Below are 24,447 nucleotides of genomic sequence, written 5' to 3'. Positions count from 1 at the left end.
ACGAATAGGCGAGAAGAGCCCCGCTTTTCCTGCCGAAATGGATCGTAAATATGTCAGACGCAATACGGGCAGTGATCCTCGGCATCATCGAGGGCGTGACCGAGTTCCTCCCCGTTTCCTCCACCGGACACCTTTTGCTTGCCGAGCGCTTCTTTGGTCTCGGCGAAGGCGCGTTCTGGGACTCCTTTACCGTCCTGATCCAGCTCGGCGCGATCCTCGCGATCGTCGGCCTCTACTTCAAGAAGCTGTGGGATGTCGCGATCGGCATGTTTTCGGGCGATGCCTATGCGCGCCGCTTCGTGATCGGCGTGCTGGTCGCGTTCCTCCCCGCAGTCATCGTCGGCCTCGTTGCCGGCAAATACATCAAGAGCATGCTCTTCAATCCATGGGTGGTGTGCTTCACGCTGATCGTCGGCGGCGCCATCCTGCTCTGGGTTGATCAGCTCGATCTCAAGCCGCGCGAGCATGATGCGACGCGGTTTCCGCTTCTGACCTATCTGTTGATCGGCATGGCGCAATGCCTGGCGATGATTCCGGGCGTGTCGCGCTCGGGCGCCAGCATCGTCGCCGCGATGCTGCTCGGGGCGGACAAGCGCGCGGCGGCGGAATTCTCGTTCTTCCTCGCCATCCCCACCATGATCGGCGCCTTCGCCTATGACTTTTACAAGAACCGCGGCGAGATGACGATGGACCACATGGGCATCGTCGCGATCGGCTTCGTGGTGTCGTTCGTCACCGCGATCATCGTGGTGAAGACCTTCCTCGAATACGTCACGCGCCATGGCTTCACGCTGTTCGCCTGGTGGCGCGTCATCGTCGGCTCGCTCGGCCTGATTGCGCTGGCGCTGGGGCGGTAATTCCGTCGACAATCGCGCAGCTTTCTCAACGTAATGTAAGTGTTTCGACGGTAGGCAGTTTCCAAAGCAGGCCGGCTTGCGCCTCGCGAAGGAGCTGAACATGGCGCTGATCAGCGGCTGGGGACGTTTCCCGGTCGTCGATACCGACCTCCTGACGCCGCGATCGTTCGGTGCGGTCGGCGATGCCATCGCCGCGACCTCCGGCGGTGTCGCGCGTGGCAACGGCCGCGCCTATGGCGATGCCGGCATCGGCGTCAGCCAGACCCTCGCCATGACCGCCTTCGACCGCGTCAGGTCGTTCGATCCGGCGACCGGGCGCATTCGCCTCGAGGCCGGCGTGCTGCTGTCAGACCTGATCGAGACGTTCGGTCCGCGCGGCTTTCTGCCTTACGTCGTGCCGGGCACCCGGTTCGTGTCGGTCGGCGGCGCCATCGCTGCCGACGTGCACGGCAAGAACCATCATTGCGAGGGTGGCTTCGGCCGCTATGTCGACAGCATCCTGCTCCGCACTGGTGCGGGGGAGACCATCGAGGCCTCGCGCGAGGTGAATCCGGATGTCTTTCTCGCAACCATCGGCGGCATGGGGCTGACCGGTGTGATCCTCGAGGCGACGCTCAGGCTCCGGCCGGTCGAGACCGGTTGGATCCGCGAGCGGGTGATCTCGGCGTCCGATCTGCATGCGGCGATGCGCGCGCTCGATGCCGGCGACTCCGCGACCTATTCGGTGGCATGGATCGATTGCGTGGCGCGCGGCAGTGACCTCGGCCGCTCGCTGATCTATCTCGGCGAGCATGCCAGCGCCAGCGAGCTGCCTGATGGTGCCGAAACCTTTCCCCGCGGGCAGGATCCGCGTCTCAACGTGCCCATCGACCTTCCGTCGATGACGCTGAACCGCTACTCGGTCCGTGCCTTCAACGAGCTCTATTACCGCATGGGTGCGCGCCGCGCCGGCGGCAGTCATTTGGTGTCGATATTTCCCTATTTCTTTCCGCTCGACGGCGTCGGCGCCTGGAATCGCATCTACGGCCGTCGCGGTTTCCTGCAGCATCAATGCGTGATCCCGCACGAAGGCGCGCTTGGCGTACTCGGTGACATCCTCGACCGCGTCTCGCGGCGCGGCGATGCCTCGTTCCTCGCCGTGCTCAAGAAGCTCGGCCAGGGCGACGGCCTGATGTCGTTTCCGATGCCCGGCTACACGCTGGCGCTGGATTTCCCGGCGAGCGGAAACATCATGAATTTCCTCGACGAGATCGACCGTCTCGTCGTCGCCGCCGGCGGCCGCCTTTATCTCGCGAAGGACGCGCGTCAGTCGCGCAGCACCTTCGAGGCCGGCTATCCGGCCCTGCAACGCTTCAAGGAGATCCGGGCATCGCTCGATCCCATGGCAAAAATCCGCTCAAAGCTTTCGCAGCGACTGTTTGATGAGGTGCAGCCGTGAACTCTCGCAAGATCACACTGGTGTTAGGGGGCAGCTCCGATATCGGACGCGCCACCGCGCGCAGCTTCGCCAAGGCCGGCTGGGATGTTCAGCTCGCTGGCCGCGATGCCGCGGCGCTCGAACCGGATGCCGCTGACCTGAACGCGCGCTATGGCATCGGCGCCAGCACGCATCGCTTCGACGTGCTGGATACCGCTTCGTTCGACGGCTTCGTAGCTGGTTTGCCGGCGCTACCCGATGTCGTCATCTCGATCGTCGGCCTGCTGGGCTCGCAGGAAACGGCAGAGCGCGATCTCGATCACGCCACGACGATCATGCGCTCCAACTACGAAGGCCCGGCGCTGATCCTCGGCCTGTTCGCCGAAAAATTTTTGGCGCGCGGCAGTGGCTCGATCGTCGGGGTGTCCTCGGTCGCGGGTGACCGCGGCCGTGCCTCGAATTACGTCTACGGCTCCGCGAAGGCCGGGTTTTCCGCATTCCTGTCGGGCCTGCGCGCCCGCGCCAGCCGAAGTGGCGTTCACGTCGTCACCGTCAAGCCCGGCTTCGTGCGCACCAAGATGACCGAGGGCATGAAGCTGATCGGCCCGTTGACCGTGGAGGCTCCCGTCGTCGGGGATGCCATCTTTGGCGCCGTCGAGCGCCGGACCGACGTCGTCTATGTCAGCGGCAAATGGCGCCTCGTGATGTTCATCATCAAGGCGCTGCCCGAAGCCGTGTTCAAGAAGCTGAAGTTCTGAAGGTGCGCTCCCTCGCCCCGCTTGCGGGGAGAGGTTAGGCTACGCCGTTCTTGCGCTGGAACTGTCCGGCGGGGCGGAAGCGCCAGAGATATTGCGGGGCGATCCCCTCCAGCGAATCCGGCGTGATGCCGAGGCCTTCCAGCGTCAGCCCGGCCGCCTTGGCGGCATCCGAGACGACATTGTCCTTCTCGAGCAGCGTGACCTGGTCCGGCGTCAGCTTGAATGCGCCCGGCGCGAATTGCAGGAAGCTGGCCTGGAAGCGGGCAAGCCCGAACGGCAGCGGCACCAGCATGCGCTTGCGATCGGTGATCGCGAGGATCGTCTCGATGATCTCGCGCATGGTCAGGACTTCGGTTCCGCCGAGCTCGTAGGTCGCGCCCGCCTTGGCCTTGCCGTCGACGGCGTCCGCGATCGCGGTGGCGACGTCGCCGACATAGACCGGCTGCATCCGGGTCGTCTCGCCGATCAGCGGCAGCACCGGCGACATCCGCGCCAGCGCGGCAAAGCGGTTGGTGAACTGGTCCTCGGGGCCAAACACCACCGAGGGACGGAAAATCGTGGCCGAAGGCACCGCCGCCAGCACGGCCTGCTCGCCGAGCGCCTTGGCGCGGGCATAGCGCGAGGCCGACTGCTCGTCGGCGCCGATCGCGGAGACATGCACCAGGGCGGCTCCGGCGGCGGCCGCGGCCTTGGCGACGGTCTCGGCGCCCTTGGCCTGGACGGCATCGAAGGTCTGGCTCCCGCTTTCGGCGAGGATGCCGACCAGATTGATCACGACATGCGAATCACGCAGCGCCGCCTCGACCGAAGCCGGGTAGCGCAGATTGGCCTGCACGGTATGGACCTGGCCGACCTTGCCCGAGGGCTGCAGGAAGCCGGCGAGCTCCGGCCGCCGGACCGCGACCCGGACCCTGTCTCTTATACACATGATGTGTATAAGAGACAGGTATCGGGCCGGTTTGCGATGCGCAATCGGCTCGCCACGTTGGATTTGACAAGCGCGTCATCGATCCGTAGTAACCGCCCCCGTGCCCAACAGGCATGCCCAGGTGGCGGAATTGGTAGACGCGCTGGCTTCAGGTGCCAGTGGCTTCACGGCCGTGAAGGTTCGAGTCCTTTCCTGGGCACCATTTTTCTCGGTAGCTCCCTGATGTGATGGCCGAATCGGGGCCTTGGCGCTGCCATTGGTCGGAATGGGCCGCCCCGCGCCGAGCCATTTCGGCCGGTTCCTGATCCCCGAAATCCCACCGCACCTTCTCCAGTCCGATTAAGCCGTCCTTAGCGTTTGGAAATTACGGTTTTAGCCGTCCATTTCCCTGCTCCCCGGCCGCTGGCCGGCCATGCCAGCCAGTTAAGAGCGCGTATTCGAATGGAGCAGCCCCAATGGCAGCACGATCTCCTTGAACTGGAGCCGCAGCCGGTCCCGACGGCCGCTCCGCGTGCGCTGGTCCTTGAGCTCGAAGGCGCGCTGCTGCGCTCGGATCTGTTGCTGGAGGCGCTGCTTTGCGAGCCCGGACACATGCTCGGCCGCCTGCGCGCCGCCGGGAGCTGGCGCAAGGACAAGCTCCTGCACCTCGTCGAGGGCGCCAGGCTCGACTATGCCAGCCTTCCCTATGAGCAGGACGTCCTGAACCTGGCGCTCGCAGCGCGCGCGCAGGGCCGCAAGGTCTATGTGACCGCCTCCCGGCTGCGCCACCATGCCGAGGGCATCGCCGCGCATCTCGGTTTCGACGGCGTGGTCGCGACCGCTGATCTCGACGACTTCGACTATGTCGGCCATCGTGATGCCCCGGGTGCCGATCGCAAGGCCGGCCTGAAGACTTCGGTCGGCCTGAAGGTTTGGGTGAACGCGCTCCGCGTCTATCAATACGCCAAGAATACGCTGGTCTTCGTTCCCCTGGTGACGGCGCATCAGATGAGCCTGTCGGCGCTCGGCGCTGCGCTCCTGGCCTTCCTGGCGTTCTCGGCCTGCGCGTCCGGCGCCTATCTGATGAACGATCTCTTGGATCTTTCGGCCGACCGCCAGCATCCGACTAAGCGCCATCGCGCGCTTGCGGCCGGCGATCTGCCGATCGCCTCTGCGCTGCTCGCGATTCCCGTGCTGTGGCTCGGCGCGTTCGCCGCCAGCCTCTGCATCTCCGGCGTCTTCACCGCGGTGCTCGCCGCCTATCTCGGCACCACGATAGCCTATTCGCTGCTCCTCAAGCGCAAGATGCTGCTCGACGTCGTCACGCTCGCCGGCCTCTATACGCTGCGTATCGTCGGCGGCGCTGTCGGTATCGGCGTGGTGCTGTCCGAATGGCTGTTGATGTTCTCGCTGTTCGTGTTCACCTCGCTGGCGCTGATCAAGCGCTTCAGCGAGCTGACATTGCGCCAGGGCGCGGGCCTCTCCGATCCCGCCAACCGCGACTACAGGATCGGCGATCTCCAGGTCATCGCGGCGATGGCGTCGGCGAGTGGCATGAACGCGGTGATCGTGTTCTCGCTCTACGTCTCGTCCTCGGCGGTGATGACGCTCTACAGCCGTCCCTGGATGCTGTGGCTGCTCAATCCGCTCCTGCTCTACTGGTTCGGCCGCGCGCTGATGATGGCGCATCGCCGCGAGATGCCGGACGACCCGATCCTCTACACCTTCAGAGACAACGCCAGCCGTATCACGGTGATGGCGATGATCTGCATCATGCTGGCAGCGATCTGATGACCGAGACAAGTCTGAATATGCCAATCGACCGGGAGGGCGCCGCGAGCGTTCCCGCTCCCCTCATCGAGACGCTGACGATTGCGCTGGCCGGCTCGCTATTGTCGATCCTGACGAGTGGATTCGTCTTCGGTGTCGACAACAACATCTTCCACCTTCCGATCGTTGCCGGCCTCTTCAATGAGCCGCAGTATCAGGACGACGCGTTCATCCAGTCGATGCGCTACTTTGCATCCGGCGTCTGGATCGTCTTGAGCGACAGCCAGAAATATTTTGACCACACCGAGCTGGTTTTCTTCGTCCTGAATTTTCTGTCGAGGCTGTTCTCTGTCCTCGGCTTCCTGTGCTGCGCGTCGCTCCTCGGCATCACCGATCGGCGCGACAGGATTGTGTTCACCTTGCTCGTCTGCTCGATGCCGCTGCTTTTGGGCTATAGCCCTGCCGGTACCGGCGGCCTGTTCATCAACTATTTCACGCACTCGGAAATCGCCAACGGCACCATTCTCTTAGGCGTCTATTTCGCGGCCCGGGGGCGCTTCACGGCGGCGACCGTCGCCCTCGGCGTCACGTTCTTCGTCAATGCGTTCATGGCGATCTGGCTCGCGCCGCTGCTGGCGTTCATCGGCATCTACCTTCTGATCAAGAAGGAGACGACCATCGCTGCGGTCTGTTCGCGGACCGCGATCGGCCTCGTGATCTCCGCGCCGATCATGTTTCCGGTGCTGCACGCGATCCTGTCCAATCCCGAGCTAGGCAAGTCGCTTGGCGTGGACTATGCCGCCTATCTCCGCGAATATTTTGCCGGCCACTCCCTGATCGATTCGATCTCGATGTCCGGCATCCTCCAGATAACGGAGATCGCGGCCCTCGGTGCAATCGCGCTTTACTGGTTCGGGCCGACGGGCCGGGAGCTGCAGGTCGCCTATCTCGGGGCGATCCTCCTCTATCTGCTCGGCGTCGTCCTGCCATCCCTGAGCACGTCACCTTTCCTCCTCAACATTCAGCTGCTTCGCTCGGGTACGATCATTCATCTGTTGGCGGGCCTCGCCATTGCCGCGCTCGCCACGTGCTGGTTGCGTCGTGACAGTTCTGCCCTGTTCCTGCCCGGCTGCGCGATCGTGCTGGCGCTCTATCTGGGCGATGTCGCATTCCTGATTGCCATTCCAATCATCCTGGCAGCCCGGCATATTCGCGAAGCGACGGAAACCGTGCCTGCCTATCGTCGCAGGGTAGGATACGCGTTGCTGGCCATGGCCGGATGCGTGCTGTTTCCGCTGGGCGCCTGGAACTATTTCGTGTTCGATCGGGCCTATTCCGAGGGGGCGCAGGAATGGGCGGATGTAGGCAATTGGGCGCGCATGTCGACGCCGACAAGCGCTACTTTCATCGTGCCGCCGAGACCCGACCTTGACGCAAAACCGACGCCGTCGATTGCGGACATTGCCCTGTCGCGGCAGGGCAACTTCGAATTCGTCTCGCACCGCCGGGTCTGGGTCGACTACAAGCGCGGTGCGGCGGCGATGTGGACGCCGTCCTACTACGCGGTCTGGCACCAGCGCATGACCGAGACGGCCGGACTCGGAGATCACGCATCAAAGCTCGCCTATGCCGCGCGCGAGGGCATCGGCTATGTCGTCGACAAGTGCGATGCGTTGTCGTCGCAGGACAGCAGCAGCGTGCTGTTCCGCACCGCCCATCTCTGCGTATCCGCCGCGAAGCGCCAGGCCGCAGGGCTCTGAAGGCGCCGGGCGCTCCACATGGCCAACGGCAACGTACAGCGGCCGAACGTGATGGAGACGCCGGTCGGGAAAGCTGGGCTCGCCTTGTCGTATCCCGGTGGCGGCATCGGCCAACTGCCGAACGCCTGGTTGATGCTTTTTGCTGCGCTCCTCGCCATCCCGGTCCTTGCAAGCTTCGTCGTCGACGGCAACTCGAGCGGGCAACTCGGGTGGGACCTTCACGTGAACTGCGCGGGGGTCGATGCCTATGTTGCGGGGCTTGACCCCTACTTCATCGGCAATTTGAAGAACACCACGTTCGCATACCCCTATCTGCCGGTGACATTGGATGTCTTCCGGCCCCTGTGCTCCACGGGACTGCTCGTTGATCATCACAGCGCCGTCTATCTCGTCCTCGGCATTCTCTGCGGACTGCTGTTGCCCAGTCTTGGCGCGCCCCGTGCGGGCCTGCGCGATACATGTCTCAGAGTGCTTTGTGCCCTCGGAGCGTTCGTCGGCTTCGAATGGACACTGGCGTCCGGGAATTTTTCGATTCTGACCGGCTTGCTGACGGCGGTTGCGCTGGCGCTCTTGCTCAGTCCGCTTGAAGAGGAAGACAAGACGAGCTTCATGCTGCGCTTGACCGGTGCCGCCGTGCTCGGCCTCGTGACATCATTCAAGCTGGTCTTCTGTCCCGTCCTTGCTTCACTCTACTTCCTGCCGCAGCCGCGCTTTCGCAAGCTCATCCTGATCGCCGTCGCAGTCGGCATGTTCATTTTGCCGATCCTGATCTCGATGGTGTTTTACGCCGACCTCTTCCCAAGCTGGTTCCGCGCCATCTCCGGTCAAATTCCCGGGCAGCTTGGCGTTGCCCAGGACAGGATGAATCCCTCGCTCTTCATTCTCGTCCAGGGCCTGGCAAAACGTTGGGATGTGGCGGGCAGCGAAGCGCTCGTGTTCGCCCTCTATGGGCTTGCGGCGATCGCGCTCGTGCTGGCGCCATTCGCCTTGTCCGTATCGCGCGCCATCGCCGGTCGGGTCTCGCCCGAGACCGGATGGCTTGCGAACAGGTTGGATCGATGGCTGATCGATCATCCCCGCGACGCCGCGCGCATCACGGTTCTGGCGATGTATGCGCTCTATCTCTGTTCGCCGCGGCTCAAGGAATATGCCTTCTTTGAACTGGCGATCTATGCCGCCGTTCTCATCGTCAATCTTCCGGCCACGGCGATAGTGGCCGTTCTGACCGTAGCAATCCTCATTCCGACCCTGGTCTCGATCTCCGGCGGCGCCATCGAAGGCGGCTTCCTTCAGCTTTTCGCAGCGCTGCTGTGCTTCTGGGTCTTCCTGGCTGATTTTGGCAAGTATCAGCGTCCCTGAGGTCGGCTTGCGCGGATATCTGCCAGCGGATACACCGCCGAAGCGGGGACGAAGGGCTAGCCCAGACTTTTCGGATTTCGCTCGCGCGCCCGACCCTCGCCAGTTCCCGTTCCGCCCATTAGCCTGCAAGGCTGCATCGATTCGACTGAGGTTTGAAACGCCATGACCGTACGCCTGCATCGCGGCGATCTGCCGGACCTGTCCCGCTACACCGGGTCGGTCGCGATCGACACCGAGACCATGGGCCTGAATCCGCATCGCGACCGGCTCTGCGTCGTGCAGCTCTCGCCGGGCGACGGCAGCGCCGACGTGGTTCAGATCCCCAAGGGGCACACCGACGCGCCGAACCTGAAGGCGCTGCTCGCCAATCCCTCGATCACGAAGATCTTCCATTTCGCGCGGTTCGACATCGCCGTGCTGTATGAGGCCTTCGGTGTGATGACGACGCCGCTCTACTGCACCAAGATCGCCTCGCGCCTGACCCGCACCTACACCGATCGCCACGGCCTCAAGGACCTCGTCCGCGAGGTGCTCAATGTCGATCTCTCCAAGCAGCAGCAATCGAGCGATTGGGGCGCAGACAGCCTCAGCGAGCCGCAGCTCGCCTACGCCGCCTCCGACGTGCTGCACCTGCACAGCTTGCGCGAACGGCTGGATGCCATGCTGGTGCGGGAGGGCCGCACCGCGCTGGCCCAGGCCTGTTTCGACTTCCTGCCGACGCGGGCGAAGCTCGATTTGCAGGGCTGGGAGGCCGAGGACATTTTTGCGCACTCCTAAGGAGATCCTGCCGGCCGGGAGGGTGCCTCGGGGCGCCCCGGCCGCCCCGTTTCGGACACAGTCGTAACGGCCTGTCGCGGGCTGCATATTCCGGCGGCGCCGGGTACAATCGGGCGTCAACGGGCGCCCCGGAGCAGCAGTGAGTTCGGTCCAGACCCCAGCCTATGATGCCTTGGAGGCGCGCTTCGCGGCAGCGGCGCGCCACAGCCGGCTGGTCCACATTCTGCGCATCGCCGTGCCGGTGACCGTCGTCATGGCGATGGCCATGATCATCTTCGTCTCGGCCTTCAACAAGTTCCGGACCACCAAGGAAGTGGCTTTCGATCCCGGAAACCTGGTGGTCTCCGGCACCAAGATCACGATGGAAACGCCGCACCTGTCGGGCTACACGCCCGACCAGCGGCCCTATGAGCTCTGGGCCAAGACCGCGACCCAGGACATCAGGGATGCCGATCATGTCGATTTGCACAAGCTCAGGGCCAAGCTCCTGATGCAGGATCAATCGACCGTGTTCCTCGATGCCCTCAACGGAACCTTCGACAACAAGCAGCAGCAGCTCGATCTGCGCAAGGATATCTTCCTGCGGACGTCGTCGGGCTATGAGGCCCGTCTCAGCCAGGCCTTCGTCGACATGGCCAACAACACGGTCACCTCGGATGAGCATGTCGACGTCAAGCTGACCAACGGCACCCTGACCTCCGACCGCCTGAAGATCATGGAGGGCGGCGAGGTGATCCGCTTCGAAGGCCACGTCGTGATGTATCTGGACAAGCTAGGCAATGACGAGCCGGCGGCCGCGCCACCAGCACCTGCCGAGCCCGCGCGACCACCCGCGAAAACGCGCTCGCTCCAAAACAAGTCTGCGACCTCGAGATGATCTCCATGACGAAGCACCTTTTGCGCAACGGTTTTTCGAAGAGCGTTGCGTTCAGCGCCGGCGCGCTCACGCTTGGTGCGGCACTTGTCGCAGCAGTGCATGCGCAGAGCACCATGCAGGGCGTGCCCAACGCCATGCAGGGGTTTTCGCAGAACCGCGATCAGCCGATCCAGATCGAGGCCGCCTCGCTCGAAATGCGCGACAAGAAGAAGGAAGCGACCTTCGCCGGCAACGTGAAGGTCGTGCAGGGCGACACCACCATGACGTCGAAGACGCTGGTCGTGTTCTACGAATCCGGCGGCGACAAGCCCGCGGCACCGCAGCCGGCGGCGAAAAACGCCAAGGCGGCGGCACCGATGCAATCGGCAACGCCAGGACCGAACGGCAGCTCCTCGATCAAGCGGCTGGAAGCGCGCGGCAATGTCGTGGTGACCCAGAAGGACCAGGTGGTGACCGGCGAGACCGCGGTGTTCGACACCAAGACCAATCTCATTACCATGCTCGGCGGCGTGGTCCTGACCCAGTGCAAGAACGTGCTGCGCGGCGACCGCCTGATGGTCGACATGACCACCGGGGTGTCGCGTGTGGAATCCGACAGCGGCAAGGTGCAGGCCCTGCTCCCGCAGGGCGGCGGCGGCGATTGCGGCTCCTCCAAGCCCGGCGCCGGCCCGCCTTTGGCGCTGCCCGGCGCAAGCAAACAGAAGTAAATTCAACAACTTGTGTACGGCGCTGTCGGAGCGAGGTTGAAGCCCGCCCGACAAGACTGTATCTACCCCAGCGGACTCGGCAGCGGGATCCGCCGATAAGGGATCGAGGGTGTTTCTCTGGGCAGGAGGCATCCTTTCACTCATGCTGTGCCGGCGAATCGCGCCGGGGCGGCAAATCGCGGGATCACCGTGAAAGGCTTGAGACAGCGGGGATGGTCGATTTATTCAGCATGTTCCGTCGGCGCCCCGCCAAACGTGGCCGGCCAGGATTTGCGCGCCTGCGCGACGACATCACCGCGCTCGGTGACAGCGTCGGCAGCCTTCTGACCAGCCCGGTGCGGGACGCGCCGCCGATCGCGCGCGAGCAGCCGATACCGGCGCAGGAACCGCCGCGGCCTCGTCCCCAACCCGCCGCCAGGCCGGCCCAGACCGCCACCAAGACCAACGGTTCGGGCGGTCCGCAGCTCTTGCGCCGGCCCGGCTTGCTGGCTGTGCACAGTGTGGAAAAGAGCTTTGGCAGCCGCCAGGTGGTGCGCGGCGTCAGCATCTATGTGCGCCGCGGCGAGGCCGTCGGTCTGCTCGGGCCGAACGGCGCCGGCAAGACCACCGTGTTCTACATGATCACCGGGCTGATCAAGGCCGATCGCGGCGCGATCGAACTCGACGGCCATGACGTGACGAAGCTGCCGATGTATCAGCGCGCGCGGCTTGGCATCGGCTATTTGCCGCAGGAGGCCTCGATCTTCCGCGGCCTCACTGTCGAGCAGAACATCCGCGCCGTGCTCGAAGTAGTGGAACCCTCGCGCAAGAAGCGCGAGCAGCAGCTCGACTCGCTGCTCGACGAGTTCAACATCACGCGCTTGCGAAAATCGCCGTCGATCGCGCTGTCCGGCGGCGAGCGCCGCCGCGTCGAGATCGCGCGTGCGCTCGCGACCCGCCCCAACTACATGCTGCTCGACGAGCCCTTCGCCGGCATCGATCCGATCGCGGTCGGCGACATCCAGGACCTGGTGCGCCACCTTACCAACCGCGGCATCGGCGTCTTGATCACCGACCATAACGTGCGCGAGACGCTCGGCCTCACCGATCGCGCCTATATCGTCTATGCCGGTGAAATCTTGACCGAGGGTAGTCCGGATGAGATCGTCAACGACCCGGACGTTCGCCGCCTTTACCTTGGCGAGGAGTTCCGCCTCTAGCCCGTTTTTTGCTTTCGTCAAGACGTGTACATCGGGCTCAGACTAGGATAAGCAAAAATCGGACCAAATTTTTGGGAACGGTTCTTGCTTCATGGCGCTGACGCAGAGATTAGAGTTCCGGCAGTCGCAGTCGCTGGTGATGACGCCGCAGTTGATGCAGGCGATCAAGCTGCTACAACTGTCCAATCTCGATCTCACGACCTTCGTGGAGGAGGAACTCGAGCGCAATCCGCTGCTCGAGCGGGCGAGCGACGAGCAGCCCCCAGGCGATGCCCCGACGGAAACGGCCCAATTCAGCGATAGCGACGATTCCGGCGGCAGCCATGGCGACGAGCCGGGCGGCGGTTCAGGCGAAGCCTTCGAGCCGGGTCAGGAAGAGTGGATGAGCAAGGATCTCGGCACCCGCGCCGAGATCGAGCAGACGCTGGATACCGGGCTGGACAACGTCTTCTCGGAAGAGCCGGCGGAAGCCGCGGCGCGCAATGCGCAGGATGCGGCGCCGAGCGTCTATACCGAATGGGGCGGCGGCGCCTCCGGTGACGAGGACTACAATCTCGAAGCTTTTGTCGCGGCAGAGACGACGCTGTCCGACCACCTCGCCGAGCAGCTCTCGGTCGCGTTCACCGCGCCGGCGCAGCGCATGATCGGGCAGTATCTCATCGACCTCGTCGATGAGGCCGGCTATCTGCCGCCGGATCTCGGCCAGGCCGCCGAGCGGCTTGGTGCATCGCAGCAGGATGTCGCGGACGTTCTTGCGGTGCTGCAAAAATTCGATCCGCCCGGCGTCTGCGCGCGCAATTTGAGCGAATGCCTAGCGATCCAGCTTCGGGAGCTCGATCGTTACGACCCGGCGATGCAGGCGCTGGTCGAGAATCTCGATCTCCTGGCCAAGCGCGACATCGCTTCCTTGCGCAAGGTCTGCGGCGTCGACGACGAGGATATCGCCGACATGATCGGTGAGATCCGCCGCCTCGATCCCAAGCCCGGCATGAAGTTCGGCTCCTCGCGCCTCCAGACCATGGTGCCGGACGTCTATGTCCGTCCGGGTCCCGACGGCGGCTGGCATGTCGAACTCAACAGCGACACTCTGCCGCGCGTGCTCGTGAACCAGACCTATTACTCCAAGCTGTCGAAGAAAATCGGCAAGGATGGCGACAAGTCCTATTTCACCGATGCCTTGCAGAACGCGACTTGGCTGGTGCGCGCGCTCGATCAGCGCGCCCGCACCATCCTGAAGGTCGCAACCGAGATCGTGCGCCAGCAGGACGGCTTCTTCACCCATGGTGTCGCGCACTTGAGGCCGCTCAACCTGAAAGCGGTTGCTGACGCCATCCAGATGCATGAATCCACGGTGTCGCGCGTCACCGCCAACAAATACATGGCGACAAATCGCGGCACCTTTGAACTGAAGTATTTCTTCACAGCGTCGATCGCGTCGGCCGATGGCGGCGAGGCGCATTCCGCCGAAGCCGTCCGCCACCACATCAAGCAGCTGATCGATTCGGAGGAGCCGTCCGCAATCCTGTCGGACGACACGATCGTGGAACGGTTGCGTGCGTCCGGCATTGATATCGCCCGGCGCACGGTTGCGAAGTACCGCGAAGCCATGCGCATTCCCTCTTCGGTACAACGCCGTCGCGACAAGCAGAGCGCTCTTGGGAACGTCCTCTCTACCGCACTGTCCGATCGCTCCCGCAACACCGAGCCGGCCTGATTGCGCGCGCCTCAAATCGCGCTACTCTCAATCTCCCTTGAGATCGGCCCAGGCTCGAGCATGATCCGGCAAAGTGCGAAGCGGTTTTCCGAAAAGAGCATGCTCAAACAACAACCTAACGCGCGATGTCATCGCGCTTTGGCACCAACCAGGCGAGGCATCATATGACTCTCCGGATTTCGGGCAAAAGCATCAGCGTCGGCGAAGCCCTCCGCGGCCGCGTCGCCGAGCGCACGGACGAGGTCTTGCGCAAATATTTTGACGGCAATTATTCCGGCCACATTACGCTGAGCAAGGACGGGTTCGGCTTCCGCACCGATTGCGCGCTGCACCTCGATTCGGGGATCACGCTGGAAGCCGATTCGAACGCGTCGGATGCCTATGCCAGCGCCGACCAGGCGCTGCTGATGATCGAGAAGCGGCTCAAGCGCTACAAGAGCAGGCTGAAGGACCGGTCGGCCCGCAAGACAGCCGCGGCCTCCGCGGCACTGGCCGCGCTGGACGCCACGGCTTACGTCCTGGAAGCCCCGGGCGAGGGCGAGGACGAAGTCACCGGCTACAGCCCCGTCATCATCGCGGAATCGACCACCTCCTTGAGGCAGCTCTCGGTCAGCGAGGCGGTCATGGAACTCGACCTCAGCGGCGCCCATTGCCTGGTATTTCAGCATGGCTCGAGCGGCCGGGTGAACATCATTTACCGCCGGGCGGATGGCAATGTCGGCTGGATCGACCCTCCTGGGTCCAATTCCGGGAGTTAGCCCAGCCTGCCATCGAGGGTTCTGGGACCTTCCCCGTATGACTCCTGTGTTTAAGGATGAGCACGGTAAAAGGCGCTTGCGGGAGTTGGCACCGGGATTGCGTTGGAGTAGAAGCGCCCCACATCAGGATCGGGGCTAAGTCCGCCTCCTGCTTCACCTTATTGACGCCGGCCAAATCTGGTCTACCAACTTGGCCAATTCGGAACCTGACGGCTTAATTCACCTCGGAAAGCTCCATGCCGATTACCGATCTGGTCGCACCCGAGGCGATTCTCCCGGCATTGAAAGTCAACAGCAAGAAGCAGGCCTTGCAGGAACTCGCTGCCAAGGCCGCCGAGCTCACGGGGCAGAACGAACGCTCTGTCTTCGAGGTGCTGTTGCAGCGGGAAAAGCTCGGCACCACCGCGGTCGGTTATGGCGTCGCGATTCCCCACGGCAAGCTGCCCAAGCTGGAAAAGATTTTTGGCCTGTTCGCGCGGCTCGATCGCCCGATCGATTTCGAGGCGATGGACGGCCAGCCGGTCGATCTCGTCTTCCTGCTGCTCGCACCTGAAGGCGCGGGCGCCGATCATCTGAAGGCGCTGGCGCGTATCGCCCGCCTGTTGCGTGACCAGGACATCGCCAAGAAGCTGCGCGCCTCGCGCGATGCGCAGGCGATCTACTCCGTGCTCGCGCTGCCGCCGGCAAGCGCGGCGTAATTCGGCAAGCCGATCGGGCTGCTGATCCGCCCGGTGTTCTCACCTTGAGAGGTGGCGTCTCCACAAGCGCCGTCATTGCGAGGAGCGAAGCGACGAAGCAATCCAGATTGCCTCCGCGGAAGCAGCCTGGATTGCTTCGCTACGCTCGCAATGACGAGGAGACTGCAAGCGATCTGCAGCTCAAAGCAAAACGGGCATGCCTTCGTGTGAAGGCATGCCCGCTTGAAATTCTATCGATGCGAAGCGCGCGGCTCAGTGCACGCTCACCGCCTGCAACTCGTTGCTCCAGGCATTGGCGATCGCGGCTTCGCGGCTGTCGGTCAGCATGATCGGCGTGCCGTCGGCGGCGTGGAGCGCGAAGAGCTTGAGGCCTGGCGCAATCTTGGGCGCCTCGGGAAACAGGTCGGGTACGTCCTCCGAGCGGATCTGCTTCACGTAGGCGATGTGGCCCTCGCCGAGGGTTGCCAGCGTCTCCGGTGAGACGTTGTTGGCTTCGTATTCGAACGCAACATGACCGTTACTCATGGTCTCGACTCCTCTCTCGAAACTAAGCGGTCGAGTCCGCTACTCGTTCCATTATTCGTGCTCATTGATAGCGATTGTCTTAACGATCCTTTCCGGTTCCGGCCGGGCAAGATCGATCGACAACAGCCCGTTCTTCAGATCCGCACCCAGCACCAGCATCCCCTCCGCCAGCACGAAGGTGCGCTGGAAGTGGCGCGCGGCGATGCCGCGATGGATGTATTGCCGGGTCTTGTCGTCCTGCTGACGCCCGCGGATCACGAGCTGGTTTTCCTCAATGGTTACATCGAGTTGGTCGCGGGTGAATCCGGCGACCGCCAGCGTGATGCGCAAGCGCTCGGGCTGGCCGTCCGACCGGTCGCACCTCTCGATATTGTACGGAGGATAACCGTCGGCGCCTTTGACGACCCGATCGAGCACGCGCTCGATCTCGTCGAAGCCCAGAAGGAACGGACTGGATAACGTGGGAACACGAGACATAGTTTACAAAGTCCTCGCGGAAAGCGACTTTGACGTTTCAGGGCCCTGAATGGCACCCCTTGTGACCCAATATGGGCACATCCCCGTGCAGGTTCAAGCACCTAGCGGGGGGCTGTGGATTCGTCTTTCCGGGACGGCGCGAAGCGCCGAACCCGGAATCTACAGTTTGTGGCGCGAGGTTCCCCATTGCGCAATTGCGCAATGGGGATCTCGCTGACGCGAGCCCTGGAATGACCAAGTCTCACGCCGGCTACTTTGCATGGGGTTGTTTTCGATATTTTTAATGCCCCGTGACGGAAAGCCTCAGGCCTCGATCCGCTTGCGGCCGTCGGCGCTGAACAGATGCAGCTTCTCGCGCACCGCGGCGACGCGGATCTTCTGACCGATCGCGGGTGCCTCGGCTCCGGGGATCCGGACGATGACCTCGCCGGGCGGCAGCTCGCCGGGCGTCGCGGAGACCTGCTTCTCGTCCTGCCGGCGTGAGCCGTAGACGAAGGTTTCGGCGCCGACCCGTTCGATGGCTTCCACGGTGAGGGCAAGCGCGACGCCGCCGGCCGGCGTCTGGTCGGTGATGACGAAGTCCTCCGGGCGGATGCCGAGGATGCCGGCCTCCGCCGCGCGGCCATTGCTGCCGAGCTGCGTCTTGACCTCGTCCGGCCGCGTCGACATCAGATTCATCGGCGGCGCGCCGATGAAGGAGGCGACGAAGGTGGTGGCCGGCTTCTCGTAGATCGCGAGCGGATTGCCGATCTGCTCGACCTGGCCGCCATTCATCACGACGAGGATGTCGGCCAGCGTCATCGCCTCGAGCTGGTCGTGGGTGACGTAGATCGACGTGGTGTTCAGCCGGCGCTGCAACTTGCGGATCTCGACCCGCATCGCGATGCGCAGCTTGGCATCGAGATTGGACAGGGGCTCGTCGAACAGGAACACCTTTGGCTGGCGCACGATGGCGCGGCCCATGGCGACGCGCTGGCGCTGGCCGCCGGAGAGCTGGCGCGGCTTGCGCTCGAGCATCGGTGCGAGCTCGAGCACGCGCGCGGCTTCCTCAACGCGGGTCTTGATCTCGGCTTCCGCCATGCCGCGATTGCGCAAGCCGTAGGCCATGTTGTTGTAGACGCTCATATGCGGATAGAGCGCGTAGTTCTGGAACACCATCGCGATGTCGCGTTCGGCGGGCTCGACCTGGTTGACGACGCGGCCGCCGATGTCGATCTCGCCGCCGGAGATGGTCTCGAGCCCCGCGACCATGCGGAGCAGCGTCGACTTGCCGCAGCCGGAGGGACCGACCAGCACGCAGAACTGACCGTCGCCGACATCGACGTCGACGCCCTTGATGGCCTCGAAGCCGCCCGGATAGGTCTTGCGGACATTGCGCAGGGTGACGTTGGCCATAGTCTCTACTTCTCCGTCTCGACCAGTCCGCGCACGAACAGTTTCTGCATCGCGACGACGACGAACACCGGCGGCAGCATCGCGAGCACGGCGGTCGCCATCACGATCGGCCATTCGGTCAGCGCGTCGTTCGTGGTCATCATCTTGCGGATGCCGACCTGGATGGTCTGCATGTCGTCGCGGGTCGTGATCAACAGCGGCCAGAGATACTGATTCCAGCCGAGGATGAAGAGGATCACGAACAGCGCCGCCATGTTGGTGCGCGACAGCGGCAGCAGCGTATCCCAGAAGAAGCGCAGAGGTCCCGCGCCGTCGATCCGCGAGGCTTCCAATAGCTCGTCCGGCACCGTCATGAAGAATTGGCGGAAGAGGAGCGTCGCGGTGGCCGACGCGATCAGCGGCAGCGACAGGCCGGCAAAGCTGTCGAGCATGTGCAGGTCGGCGACGATCTTGTAGGTCGGATAGATGCGCACCTCGACCGGCAGCATCAAGGTGATGAAGACGATCCAGAAGATCGCCATCCGGAACGGAAAGCGGAAATAGACGATCGCATAGGCCGAGATGATCGAGATCGCGATCTTGCCGACCGCGATCAGCATCGCCATGATCAGCGAGTTGAGCATCATGTTGCCGACGGGCTCGCGGGTCGTTCCGCTCGTGCCGACGAAGATGGTCTGGTAGTAGACCTCGAGGAAGTGCCCGCCCGGCAGCAGCGACATCTGTCCGTTGGCGATCAGCGCGTTGTCCTGGGTGGAGGCGACGATCGCGATGTAGACGGGGAAGGCGACGATCGCGATCCCGATCCACAGGATGATATGGGCGACGTAGCGGCGGATGCCCTCTTGCTCGACCATCAGTAGGTCACCTTGCGTTCGACGAAGCGGAACTGGATTGCCGTCAGCACGATGACGAGCACCATCAGGATCACCGACTGTGCCGCGGAGCTGCCGAGATTTCCGCCCAGGAGCCCCTCGGTATAGACCTTGTAGACCAGCGTTACCGTCGATGTTCCAGGACCGCCACGTGTCATCGTATCGATGATGCCGAAGGTGTCGAAGAAAGCGTAGACGATGTTGATGACCAGGAGGAAGAAGATGGTCGGCGACAGCAGCGGGAAGGTCACGGTCCAGAACCGCCGCATCGGGCGGGCGCCGTCGATCGCGGCCGCTTCCATCACGCTCCTCGGGATGGCCTGGAGGCCGGCGAGGAAGAACAGGAAATTGTAGGAGACCTGCTTCCAGGCGGCGGCGAGGATGACCAGCGTTGCCGCCTGATTGCCATTGAGCAGCGGATTCCAGTCGACACCCATGTCGCGCAAATAGCGCGAGAGCACACCGAGCGAGGGGTGCAGCATGAAGATCCAGAGCACGCCGACGACGGGCGGAGCGACCGCATAGGGCCAGATCAGCAGCGTGCGATAGAGCGTGCCGCCGCGCATCGGCCTGTCCGCCATCACGGCGAGCAGCAGCGCCAGGGACAGCGACGAGACGGCGATCGCGAACGAGAAGAAGAAGGTCCGGACGATCGCCTCGAAATAAGCGGGCTCCCCAAACAATTCCACGTAGTTGTCGAACCAGACGAAGCTGGTCGAGAGTCCGAAGGCGTCCTGGAGCAGGAAGGACTGGATGACGGCCTGCAGGGCAGGCCAGTAGAAAAAGATCAGGACGATCGCGAGCTGCGGTGCAACCAGCGCGAACGGCAATAGCCTTGATTGGAAAATGGCTTGCTTTTGCATGATGTGAGGTGAGCGGCAGGCCGCGAGATCGGCCTGCCGCTCATCGCCTTATTTCACGGCGGTCTTTTCGAACTGCCGGAGCATCGTGTTGCCGCGTTCGACGGCGGTATCGAGCGCCTGCTTGGCGGTCTTCTTGCCGGCGAGCGCCTGCTCGATCTCTTCCGACCAGACGTCGCGGAGCTGGACCATGTTGCCGAGCCGCAGGCCGCGCGAATTCTCGGTCGGCTCCTTGTTGGTCAGCTCGATCAGCGGCGTTTCGAGATACGGCTGATCCTTGTAGAAGCCCTCTGCCTTCGCCTTCTCATAGGCCGCCTTGGTGATCGGCAGATAGCCGGACGCCTTGTGGATGTAGACCTGACGATCGGTATCGGAGAGGAAGGTCAGGAATTTCGCGACGCCCTTGTACTCGTCGGCCGATTTGCCGCCCATGATCCACAGCGATGCGCCGCCGATGATCGAGTTCTGCGGCGCGCCCTTGACGTCGGGATAGTAAGGCATCGGCACCGCGGTGAAGTTGAACTTGGCCTGTGCCTTGACGTTGCCGAAGAAGGCCGAAGAGGTCAGGTAGATCGGGCATTCGCCGGAGGTGAAGCGGCCTTCGCCGGTGTTGGTGCGGCCAGCATAGTCGTAGGTCTTGTCCTTCTGCAGCTCGACCAGGTTTTCGAGATGCTTGACCTGGAGCGGACCGTTGAACTCGAGAACCGTGTCGAAGCCATCGAGACCATTGGCCTTGGACGAGAGCGGCACGTTGTGCCAGGCGGAGAGCTGCTCGAGATTGACCCAGGTCACCCACGAGCCGGAGAAGCCGCAGGTGGAATAGCCGGCGGCCTTCAGCTTCTTGGCGTCCTCGAAGACTTCAGGCCAGGTCTTCGGCGGCTCTGCGATGTTGGCCTTCTTGAGCGCGTCGAGATTGATCCACATGACCGTGGACGACGAATTGAAGGGGAAGGACAGCATCTCGCCCTTCGAGGTCGAATAGTAGCCGGTGATCGCGGGCAGGTAGGCCTTGGGGTCGAACTTCTCGCCGGTCTCGGCCATCAGCTTGTAGACCGGTTTGACGGCGCCGGTCGCGGCCATCATGGTCGCGGTGCCGACTTCGAACACCTGCATGATGTGCGGCGCGTTGCCGGCGCGGAACGCCGCAATGCCGGCGTTCATCGTGTCGGCGTAGTTGCCCTTGTAGGTCGGAATCACCTTGTAGTCGCTCTGCGACGCATTGAAGTCGTTGGCGAGCTTGACGATGACGTCGTTGTTCGCGCCGGTCATCGCGTGCCACCACTGGATTTCCGTCGCGGCCTGCGCCGTCGAGGCGGCAAGGCCGAACGTGGCGGCAATGGCGGCAGCCGCAGCGAATTGTCGAAGAGCCATTAAGAAAACCTCCCTTGGGCCGTCATCAAAGTGCGCATGCGCTAGCAGCGCCATATGACGTTCACGTGACTGTGTAAGCGGCCGAAACGAAAGCGGCAAGCGCCGGAAAAGGGAAGCCGTCAAATAGGCGAAGACGTCCGCGTACGGGGAGCCCGTTCGCGGCGCGCAGTCGTGGGGCGCGCCGCAGTGCGGCATTGGATGACGTGAAGTTAATGATCAGGCCGCGGGTTCGAAAACCTCTCCCGCTTGCGGGAGAGGCCGAGGCCGCCTTCGGCGGCCGTTCTTCTAACAGACGCCGAAGCAAAGCCTCGGCTATGGCGTAGCGCCGGGTGAGGGTTCTATCCTCATGGGGATTGTCCCGTTGCGGAGACACCCTCTCCCCAACCTCTCCCGCAAGCCGGAGAGGGGGCGCAGTGCCTTTGCGGCGACGCTGAAGGCTATTCCATGAAACCCTAGCGCTTGCGCTCGGGGCCGCAGACCGTGCCCATCTCGACCATCGCCTCGATCTCGGCGCTGGAATATCCGAACTCGCCGAGCACTTCTGTGGCGTGCTGGCTGAATTTCGGCGGCACGCGGCGCAGGCTAGGCTTGCTGCGATCGAGCCGGATCGGCGAGGCGACGCCCTTGTACCAGTCCTTCTCGATGATATCGCCGCGGTAGATCGTGTGCGGATTGTTCAACGCCTGGTCGATCTTCTGCACGGGACCTGCGGGCAGTCCGGCGGCGAGCAGGCGATCGCACAGCGGCTCGGCCTCATGCTGGCTGAACACCGCGGCAAGCTCGGCGCGCAGCGCCTCGCGATTGGCGATGCGGTCCTTGTTGCGCGCAAAGCGCGGATCGGTGCCGAGCTCGGGCTTGCCGATCTCCTTGGCCAGCTTGCGGAAGGTGCCGTCATTGCCGACGCCGATGAAGATGTCGTCCGTGCGGGTCGGGAAGATCGCGTAGGGCACGAGATTGGGATGCTCGTTGCCGGTCAGGCCAGGGGGCTTGCCATGCATGAAGTAGTTCGCGGTGTGCGGATGCATGATCGCAAGGCCGGTCTCGTAGAGCGTGGTCTCGAGGAATTGCCCAAGCCCTGAGCGCTGCCGCTCCGAAAGCGCCATCAAAATGCCGATCGCCGCATAAAGTCCGGTGGTGATGTCGACCAGCGGCACGCCGATCCGCATCGGCCCGCTCTCTCGCGAGCCCGTCGCCGCGATCATGCCGGTCATGGCCTGGATGATGGCGTCGTAGCCGGGATTGCCGCCGCGCGGGCCGTCGGCGCCGAAGCCGCAGATCCGGCAATGCACGAGGCGCGGGAATTTTTCGCGCAGCACCTCGTTGCCGATGCCCCATTTCTCCAGCGTGCCGGGCTTGAAATTCTCGATCAGGACGTCGGCCGTCTCCAGCATCTTGAGCAGCACGACGCGGCCGCCTTCGGAGGCGAGGTCGAGGCCGATCGAGCGCTTGTTGCGGTTGATGCCGACGAAGTAGGCCGCGTCCTCCTCATGGAAGGGAGGTCCCCACTCGCGCACCTCATCGCCTGCGGGCGGCTCGACCTTGATCACGTCGGCGCCGTGGTCGGCGAGAATTTGCGTGCAATAGGGGCCGCCGAGCACGCGCGTGAGATCGATGACGCGCAGTCCCCTCATTGCGCCGGATGCGGCTTCGGAAGTCATGACGGCAACCTTCGCTTAAGGGAGGATCATGTTCGATCACTGGCCTAGCGAGGTTCGCGAGAGCCGGCAATGGCTCCCGGGGTGGGGCCGCATGCGCCGCCGCGGCCAATCCCGCGGCGTGGCATATCAAGGCGGCGAGTGGCTGGCGCGAGGGGGATCTCGGGCCAGCCAGCCCGCCTCTGGTTTTAGGCAACCTTCAGGCGGACGTCGACGTTGCCACGGGTCGCGTTGGAGTACGGGCAAACCTGATGGGCCTTCTCGACCAGCGCCTCGGCCTCCGCGCGGGGAACGCCGGGCAGCGAAACCAGCAGTTCGACCTCGAGGCCGAAGCCGCCTTCCGAACGCGGGCCGATGCCGACCGTCGAGGTCACCGCGGTGTCGGCGGGAACCTTCGGCCCGCCCTGGGAGGCCACGAACTTCATCGCGCCGATGAAGCAGGCGGCATAGCCGGCCGCAAACAGCTGCTCGGGATTGTTGCCCGCCCCGCCTCCGCCGCCGAGCTCCTTCGGGGTGGTGAGCTTCACGTCCAGCGCGCCGTCGAGGGTCGCAGCGTGGCCGTCGCGGCCGCCGGTGGCCTTGGCGCTGGTCTTGTAGAGGACATTCACGGACATCTTGGGTCTCCCTGGTTTCCGGTTGGGGTGCCGCATATATTGCAGACAATTAGATTGTGTGCAATATAAATTTTGCGCGGCCTCACATTTAATTGTTCGCAATTGAATGTGCTCCGCCCCAGAATGTCGAAGCGAATCTCGTGAGGTTTTTCCCATGGCTCGGAAACAACTGGCCGCTGACCAGCCGCTGCGGCTCGATAACCAGATCTGCTTTGCGGTCTATTCCGCCGCGCACGCCTTCAACCGTGTCTACAAGCCGCTGCTGGACCGGCTCGGCCTGACCTATCCGCAATATCTGGTGATGCTGGTGCTGTGGGAGCGCGACGGCGTGCCGCTGAAGGACATCGGCGAGCGGCTGTTTCTGGACTCCGGCACGCTCACGCCGCTGCTCAAGCGCCTCGAAGCCGCGCAGCTCGTCAAGCGCACCCGCTCGACCGAGGACGAGCGCCAGGTGCTGATCGCGCTGACGCCGCAGGGACAGGCATTGAAGGACAAGGCGCGCAGCGTGCCGCAGTCGATCCTGGCCGCATCCGACTGCACGGTGCCCGAACTGGTCGCGATGAAAAACGAGATCGTCGCGCTGCGCGACCGGTTGAATGCGGTGATTGGGGAGTAGGGGGCTTAGCAGAGCCGCTTTTTCGAAAAGGCGCGGCCTGAGTGCGACTTCAGATATTTTTCGAACGCCAATGCTTTCAGTTTGTCAGGGAAAGCGCAGTACCAGACCAGCTTCCACGGCTTGAATTTCGCGGTGTGAGCGGATTTGCCGGTGTTGTGCTCCGGAACCCGTCGCTTCAAGTCTTCCGTAGCGCCGATATATTCCTGGTCGGGGAACTCGATGCTGCGGATAATGTAGACGACCACATTGATGGCTCACGTCGGGGCAGTCGTCTGAGGGGGCGGGGATAGAGCGTCGGGCAGTCCGTCTTCGCCCTTTGGGCTTCGCCGGACACCACGCTTCACCCTTCGGGCTCTGCGCGGCTGCGCCACGCGTAGCCGGGTGAAAGGCCAAACAGCTTAGCAGGCGGGAGAAGAGAATTGAACCAGTCCGTCTTCGCCCTTTGGGCTTCGCCGGACACCACGCTTCACCCTTCGGGCTCTGCGCGGCTGCGCCACGCGTAGC

Annotated in this window: 24 protein-coding genes and 1 tRNA gene; 15 read left to right on the top strand and 10 right to left on the bottom strand. The window is 63.6% G+C overall.

Going from position 1 to position 24,447, the window contains the following annotated elements; translation table 11 throughout:
- Positions 1 to 50: 50 nt before the first annotated feature.
- From Q2941_RS03435 to Q2941_RS03425, 3 genes are all read left to right on the top strand, one after another.
- Entirely contained in the window at positions 51 to 857 is an 807-nt protein-coding gene (locus Q2941_RS03435) for an undecaprenyl-diphosphate phosphatase (RefSeq protein WP_458191658.1), read from the top strand.
- Positions 858 to 957: 100 nt separating this feature from the next.
- The gene (locus Q2941_RS03430; RefSeq protein ID WP_458191657.1) at positions 958 to 2,295 is read left to right on the top strand and encodes an FAD-binding oxidoreductase; all 1,338 of its coding nucleotides are present in this window, start codon (positions 958 to 960) and stop codon (positions 2,293 to 2,295) included.
- Positions 2,292 to 3,032 carry an SDR family oxidoreductase gene (locus Q2941_RS03425; RefSeq protein ID WP_458191656.1) on the top strand — a complete coding sequence of 247 codons (741 nt, stop codon included), beginning with the start codon at positions 2,292 to 2,294 and terminating at the stop codon, positions 3,030 to 3,032. Before Q2941_RS03430 ends, Q2941_RS03425 begins: the two co-directional genes overlap by 4 nt.
- A gap of 34 nt (positions 3,033 to 3,066) precedes the next feature.
- Here the strand turns inward: Q2941_RS03425 and Q2941_RS03420 are convergent, their stop codons facing one another.
- Positions 3,067 to 3,960, bottom strand: a complete 894-nt coding sequence (locus Q2941_RS03420; RefSeq protein WP_458191655.1) for a complex I NDUFA9 subunit family protein — start codon at positions 3,958 to 3,960, stop codon at positions 3,067 to 3,069.
- A 115-nt stretch (positions 3,961 to 4,075) separates the two neighbouring features.
- Here Q2941_RS03420 and Q2941_RS03415 point away from each other — a divergent pair.
- The 11 genes from Q2941_RS03415 (at position 4,076) to ptsN (ending at position 15,558) form a co-directional block, all read left to right on the top strand.
- A tRNA-Leu gene (locus Q2941_RS03415) sits at positions 4,076 to 4,162 on the top strand.
- Between the two features lie 239 nt (positions 4,163 to 4,401).
- The gene (locus Q2941_RS03410) at positions 4,402 to 5,730 is read left to right on the top strand and encodes a UbiA family prenyltransferase (protein ID WP_458191654.1); all 1,329 of its coding nucleotides are present in this window, start codon (positions 4,402 to 4,404) and stop codon (positions 5,728 to 5,730) included.
- Positions 5,730 to 7,469: a DUF6798 domain-containing protein gene (locus Q2941_RS03405; protein WP_458191653.1), complete on the top strand. Its 1,740-nt coding sequence runs from the start codon at positions 5,730 to 5,732 to the stop codon at positions 7,467 to 7,469. Before Q2941_RS03410 ends, Q2941_RS03405 begins: the two co-directional genes overlap by 1 nt.
- A gap of 18 nt (positions 7,470 to 7,487) precedes the next feature.
- Positions 7,488 to 8,828: a hypothetical protein gene (locus tag Q2941_RS03400; RefSeq protein WP_458191652.1), complete on the top strand. Its 1,341-nt coding sequence runs from the start codon at positions 7,488 to 7,490 to the stop codon at positions 8,826 to 8,828.
- A gap of 162 nt (positions 8,829 to 8,990) precedes the next feature.
- Positions 8,991 to 9,605 (top strand): ribonuclease D, encoded by a 615-nt coding sequence (locus Q2941_RS03395; RefSeq protein WP_027528266.1) that lies wholly within the window; start codon positions 8,991 to 8,993, stop codon positions 9,603 to 9,605.
- 139 nt (positions 9,606 to 9,744) lie between these two features.
- Complete coding sequence (lptC, locus tag Q2941_RS03390; RefSeq protein WP_027528267.1) at positions 9,745 to 10,482, top strand: LPS export ABC transporter periplasmic protein LptC; 738 nt, start codon at positions 9,745 to 9,747, stop codon at positions 10,480 to 10,482.
- Positions 10,479 to 11,189, top strand: a complete 711-nt coding sequence (locus Q2941_RS03385) for an LptA/OstA family protein (protein WP_458191651.1) — start codon at positions 10,479 to 10,481, stop codon at positions 11,187 to 11,189. The genes lptC and Q2941_RS03385 overlap by 4 nt, the downstream gene beginning before the upstream one ends.
- Before the next feature lie 212 nt (positions 11,190 to 11,401).
- Positions 11,402 to 12,388: an LPS export ABC transporter ATP-binding protein gene (gene lptB / locus Q2941_RS03380; protein WP_027528269.1), complete on the top strand. Its 987-nt coding sequence runs from the start codon at positions 11,402 to 11,404 to the stop codon at positions 12,386 to 12,388.
- A 91-nt stretch (positions 12,389 to 12,479) separates the two neighbouring features.
- The gene (gene rpoN, locus Q2941_RS03375) at positions 12,480 to 14,102 is read left to right on the top strand and encodes an RNA polymerase factor sigma-54 (RefSeq protein ID WP_458191650.1); all 1,623 of its coding nucleotides are present in this window, start codon (positions 12,480 to 12,482) and stop codon (positions 14,100 to 14,102) included.
- A gap of 164 nt (positions 14,103 to 14,266) precedes the next feature.
- The gene (gene hpf, locus Q2941_RS03370) at positions 14,267 to 14,860 is read left to right on the top strand and encodes a ribosome hibernation-promoting factor, HPF/YfiA family (RefSeq protein ID WP_458191649.1); all 594 of its coding nucleotides are present in this window, start codon (positions 14,267 to 14,269) and stop codon (positions 14,858 to 14,860) included.
- A 236-nt stretch (positions 14,861 to 15,096) separates the two neighbouring features.
- Positions 15,097 to 15,558 carry a PTS IIA-like nitrogen regulatory protein PtsN gene (gene ptsN / locus Q2941_RS03365; protein ID WP_027528272.1) on the top strand — a complete coding sequence of 154 codons (462 nt, stop codon included), beginning with the start codon at positions 15,097 to 15,099 and terminating at the stop codon, positions 15,556 to 15,558.
- Between the two features lie 252 nt (positions 15,559 to 15,810).
- Here the strand turns inward: ptsN and Q2941_RS03360 are convergent, their stop codons facing one another.
- The 8 genes from Q2941_RS03360 to Q2941_RS03325 form a co-directional block, all read right to left on the bottom strand.
- Positions 15,811 to 16,083, bottom strand: a complete 273-nt coding sequence (locus Q2941_RS03360) for a BQ00720 family protein (RefSeq protein WP_027528273.1) — start codon at positions 16,081 to 16,083, stop codon at positions 15,811 to 15,813.
- Between the two features lie 51 nt (positions 16,084 to 16,134).
- Positions 16,135 to 16,560, bottom strand: coding sequence for an Hsp20 family protein (locus Q2941_RS03355; RefSeq protein WP_011083554.1), 426 nt, complete (start codon positions 16,558 to 16,560; stop codon positions 16,135 to 16,137).
- 303 nt (positions 16,561 to 16,863) lie between these two features.
- Entirely contained in the window at positions 16,864 to 17,955 is a 1,092-nt protein-coding gene (locus Q2941_RS03350) for a sn-glycerol-3-phosphate import ATP-binding protein UgpC (protein WP_458191648.1), read from the bottom strand.
- 5 nt (positions 17,956 to 17,960) lie between these two features.
- On the bottom strand, positions 17,961 to 18,809 hold the full coding sequence (gene ugpE / locus Q2941_RS03345) for a sn-glycerol-3-phosphate ABC transporter permease UgpE (RefSeq protein ID WP_254109746.1): 849 nt from the start codon (positions 18,807 to 18,809) through the stop codon (positions 17,961 to 17,963).
- The gene (ugpA, locus tag Q2941_RS03340; protein WP_027528276.1) at positions 18,809 to 19,690 is read right to left on the bottom strand and encodes a sn-glycerol-3-phosphate ABC transporter permease UgpA; all 882 of its coding nucleotides are present in this window, start codon (positions 19,688 to 19,690) and stop codon (positions 18,809 to 18,811) included. The genes ugpE and ugpA overlap by 1 nt, the downstream gene beginning before the upstream one ends.
- A 48-nt stretch (positions 19,691 to 19,738) precedes the next feature.
- The gene (ugpB, locus tag Q2941_RS03335; protein WP_254109747.1) at positions 19,739 to 21,058 is read right to left on the bottom strand and encodes a sn-glycerol-3-phosphate ABC transporter substrate-binding protein UgpB; all 1,320 of its coding nucleotides are present in this window, start codon (positions 21,056 to 21,058) and stop codon (positions 19,739 to 19,741) included.
- A gap of 452 nt (positions 21,059 to 21,510) precedes the next feature.
- The gene (locus Q2941_RS03330; RefSeq protein WP_458191647.1) at positions 21,511 to 22,716 is read right to left on the bottom strand and encodes a CaiB/BaiF CoA transferase family protein; all 1,206 of its coding nucleotides are present in this window, start codon (positions 22,714 to 22,716) and stop codon (positions 21,511 to 21,513) included.
- Between the two features lie 185 nt (positions 22,717 to 22,901).
- The gene (locus Q2941_RS03325) at positions 22,902 to 23,327 is read right to left on the bottom strand and encodes an organic hydroperoxide resistance protein (protein WP_027528279.1); all 426 of its coding nucleotides are present in this window, start codon (positions 23,325 to 23,327) and stop codon (positions 22,902 to 22,904) included.
- 154 nt (positions 23,328 to 23,481) lie between these two features.
- On the opposite strand from Q2941_RS03325, the gene Q2941_RS03320 reads away from it, so the two are divergent.
- A complete protein-coding gene (locus Q2941_RS03320) occupies positions 23,482 to 23,943 on the top strand; it encodes a MarR family winged helix-turn-helix transcriptional regulator (protein WP_027528280.1) in 462 nt (153 codons plus the stop codon).
- A gap of 5 nt (positions 23,944 to 23,948) precedes the next feature.
- Here Q2941_RS03320 and Q2941_RS03315 read toward each other — a convergent pair whose 3' ends face one another.
- The gene (locus Q2941_RS03315) at positions 23,949 to 24,188 is read right to left on the bottom strand and encodes a GIY-YIG nuclease family protein (RefSeq protein ID WP_458191646.1); all 240 of its coding nucleotides are present in this window, start codon (positions 24,186 to 24,188) and stop codon (positions 23,949 to 23,951) included.
- Positions 24,189 to 24,447 lie beyond the last annotated feature (259 nt).

This window comes from Bradyrhizobium sp. UFLA05-153, from assembly GCF_054185185.1.
The sequence above is the reverse complement of the archived record's forward strand: the minus strand, read 5'-3'. Positions and strand labels throughout refer to the sequence as shown.